The 3,632-nt window shown below is 67.2% G+C and carries 3 protein-coding genes; all 3 read right to left on the reverse strand.

All coding sequences use genetic code 11. The features are described 5' to 3' along the window. Window positions 1-807 (reverse strand): AIR synthase related protein (locus AC5E6L_RS14720; protein WP_491774291.1); only part of this gene is annotated, 807 nt, incomplete at its 3' end. 81 nt (window positions 808-888) lie between these two features. Next, window positions 889-2,082 (reverse strand): DUF418 domain-containing protein, encoded by a 1,194-nt coding sequence (locus AC5E6L_RS14725; protein WP_491774293.1) that lies wholly within the window; start codon window positions 2,080-2,082, stop codon window positions 889-891. A gap of 135 nt (window positions 2,083-2,217) precedes the next feature. Further along, on the reverse strand, window positions 2,218-3,632 hold a 1,415-nt coding region (locus AC5E6L_RS14730), incomplete at its 5' end, for an aminotransferase-like domain-containing protein (RefSeq protein WP_491774295.1).

Genomic DNA, 3,632 nt, shown 5'->3' on the forward strand with positions numbered 1-3,632 from the left:
ATCCTGGATCGCGACGATCGCGTCGGTCGCCATCAGTTCGAGGCAGGCTTCGAGCAGGCACTTTTCGGTGAACGGGTCGCCCACCTGCACGGTGGGGCGCTTCTCCTCGATCGTGTCGTCGAACTCGGCGGACGCCATGGTGGCGCCGCCGACGCCGTCGCGGCCGGTCTTGGCGCCGAGATAAACGATCGGCAGGCCGACGCCCTCGGCCTTCGACAGGAAGATCGCGTCGGTGTCGGCGATGCCCGCCGCGAACGCGTTGACCAGGCAATTGCCGTTGTAGCGGGCGTCGAATTCCAGTTCGCCGCCGACCGTCGGCACGCCGAACGCGTTGCCATAACCGCCGATGCCCGAGACGACGCCGGCCAGAAGATGCCGCGTCCTGGGGTGGTCCGGTTCGCCGAAGCGCAGCGCGTTCATCGCCGCGACCGGCCGCGCGCCCATGGTGAAGACGTCCCGCAATATGCCGCCCACGCCCGTCGCCGCCCCCTGATAGGGCTCGATGTAGGAGGGGTGGTTGTGGCTTTCCATCTTGAAGACGACGCACTGTCCGTCGCCGATGTCGACGACGCCGGCATTCTCGCCGGGGCCGTGGATCACCCGAGGACCGGTGGTCGGCAGGGTGCGCAGCCATTTCTTCGAGGATTTGTACGAGCAGTGCTCGTTCCACATGGCCGAGAAGATGCCCAGTTCGGTAAAGCTCGGCGCGCGGCCGATCAGTTCGAGGATCCGGTCATATTCGTCGGGCTTGAGCCCGTGCGCCTCGATCAGTTCGGGCGTGATGGGAACGGTGTCGGGTATGGTCATGGCCGGTGTTTAGATCAGGCCTGGATGCTTTTGAAGCCGGTCGGCACGCGCGATCACAGCCGATCTGCGCTTTCCACGGTCTCAGCGCGCCCCCAGATAGGTCCAGCCTCGCAGCAGCGCCTCCATCGGCCCGCGCTCGAACCGCGCGCGCCAGAGGCTGGAAAAGGCGATCGAAAAAAGCGCCACACCGAAGGCGATGGCGGTGCTTCCGGCCGCGCCGACCGTTCCGAACAGGCCGACCCCGTAGCCGTTGAAGATCAGCGAGAACAAAAGGCCCTGCATCAGATAGGCGGTCAGCGTCGCCGTGCCGCCGCGGGCCGCAAAGGTCTGGATCGCGCCGGCGGGCCGCTCGGCCCATCTGGCGACCAGGCCGATATAGCCGGCACTCGCAAACGGGCTGAACACGGTGATCAGGAGCAGGCCGAACATGAACGCGTTCATGACCTGGTTTTCCGCCTTTATCATCACCCATGCGCCGAGCACGCTGCCGATCACCCCGATCGGCAGGAACAGGCGCCGCGACCGGCGCCAGATCGGCGCGGACGGATCGGCGATGACGCCGCCGCGTACCGCGGCCAGGCCGAACAGGAAGAAGGACAGGGCGCCGAAGCCCTGCATGAGCAGGCCGAAGACGACGATCTCGCTCCATTCCGCAAGGCGCAACACGACCGTTTCGGCGAAGGTTCCGGCGCCGAAGACGGCCAGTGCGTGGTCGGCGGACTGCTGCATCGTCGCCAGTTCCTGCGCCATCACGTCCGGCGCGAAGGCGTTTCCGGCCCAGATAAGGGCGGCGAAACCGGCCATGATGAACAGTTGGATCACATAGATGCCGACCGCCCAGCGGATCAGCGTCCGCGCGCCGGCGCTGCGGAACAGGAACAAGATGGTGCCGAGCACCGCGTAGATCATCAAAATGTCGCCCTGAAAGAGCAGGGCGGCGTGCAGGAGCCCCAGCCCGGCAAGACCGGCGATGCGACGCCAATATGCGCCGCCGAAGCTTCTGCCGCGCCGTTCGGCCGATCCGATCTGATAGGCGAAGCCGACGCCGAACATGAACGCGAACAGCGTATAGGACTTGTAGAGAAAAAGGGCGCTGACGAGAAAGTGCGCCGCCCTGTCCGTGCCGGTCTCCAGCCCGCCGCCATAATAGCCGGTCGTCGCCGGCCAGGCCATATAGCCGACATTGACCAGCGCGATGCCGACAAGCGCGACGGCGCGGGTCAGGTCGGGCAGGACCTGCCGGCCGCTGGCCTTGTTCTCCGTCTGATAGTCCATGTCCCTTGCCTCATCCGGACGCGCTCCTGAACGCCCGCCTCGCCGTTCGGCCGATGATTGCCGCGATGCAGACAGGTGTGCGGCAGCGCGCGGAAAAGGCGCGCGGCGCAATTGGCGCAAAAAAGCGCGGGCCGCTCAATTGTAGCTGTGATAGACGGCGGGGCCGGCATCGAGCAGGCGGCGCAGGCGCCGCGCGCCGGTCTCCAGCGTCTCCATGTCCTTTGCCAGCGCCGCAAAGGCGATCCGCACGCCGTGGAAGCGGTGGTCGCCGCGCCCGGCCTTGAACTCGTCCTCGTCGTCGATCCGTACCTTCTCCTCGTAGGCGGCGGCCTTGAACGTGCCCGAAAGCCAGGGCTCGGGCAGCTTCAGCCAGGCAAAGGGCGTGTGATCCCGAATACGGATGTCGCAGCCTTCGAAGATCGCGCGCATAAGGACGACGCGCCGGGCGATCTCGTCGCGCACGCGGGCGCGCACGGCCGCCGCCGCGCCGGAATTGACCATGCGGGCCGCCAGTTCGCTGAGCAGATAGCTCGAACCGCCCGACAGCATCTTCTGGGCCGACCAGACGCGCGCGGTCATGTGCGGCGGGGTGGCCACCCAGCCGGCGCGCAGGCCCGCCGCGACAGCCTTGGACAGGCCGGAGATATGGAAGGTGATGTCGGGCGCGATCGCCGCGATCGGCGCGTGCGGATCGGGCGTGACGCTTGAGTAGAGATTGTCCTCGATGATCATCACGTTGAAGCGGCGCGCGATGTCGACGATCGCCTCGCGCCGTTCGGGCGCGAGCGCGCATGTCAGCGGATTGTGCACCGCCGGCATCAGGAACAGGAGCCTTGGGTGCTGCTGCGCGCACACATTCTCGAACGCCTCGGGCAGGATGCCGTTCTCGTCGATCGCCACGCTGACCGCACCGCGTCCGATCAGTTGCGCGCTGCGCGGCGCGCCCGCATAGGTCAGCGCCTCGCAGGCGATCCGGTCGCCGGGATTGGTGGCCGCCGCGATGATCGCCATGAGCGCCCCTTGCGCGCCCGAGGCGGGCAGGACGGACCGCTCGTCCGGACGCCAGCCGCCGCCGACGGCGATCCAGTCGGCGCCGGCGCGACGCCAGTCCGGTTCGATGGCGCGGATATAGTCGGCCATCGCGTCATCGGTGCAGCGGGCGGCTTCGGCGAGCAGCGGCCGCATCTCGGCGGAGCCCGCATCGCTGAAGGCGGCCGAGGAATCGAACCGGATCACGTCCGAGCGCGTTTCCTCCAGGCCGCCGGGAATGCGCAGCGTCATGGGCATTTGCTGATGATGGGCCCCCGTATTGTTGCCGGCGACGAACGTGCCGCGGCCGACCTCGCCATTCACCAGGCCGCGCTCGCGAACCACGGCATAGGCGCGACTGACCGTTCCCACGGTAACGCCGATGTCGAAGGCCAGATTGCGCTGCGGCGGCAGCTTGGCGCCCGATGGCAGGGCACCCGATTCGATGTCCTTTTGAATATGGTTCGCCAGTTCCAGATAAAGCGGGCCGGCATGGCCGGAAAGGTCGGGAAGCCAATTTG

The organism is Roseitalea sp. (genome assembly GCF_984466335.1).

Bases quoted from the DNA above. Each gene is read 5' to 3' on its own strand.
- AC5E6L_RS14725 (WP_491774293.1), bottom strand. From the start codon at position 2,082: ATGGACTATCAGACGGAGAACAAGGCCAGCGGCCGGCAGGTCCTGCCC.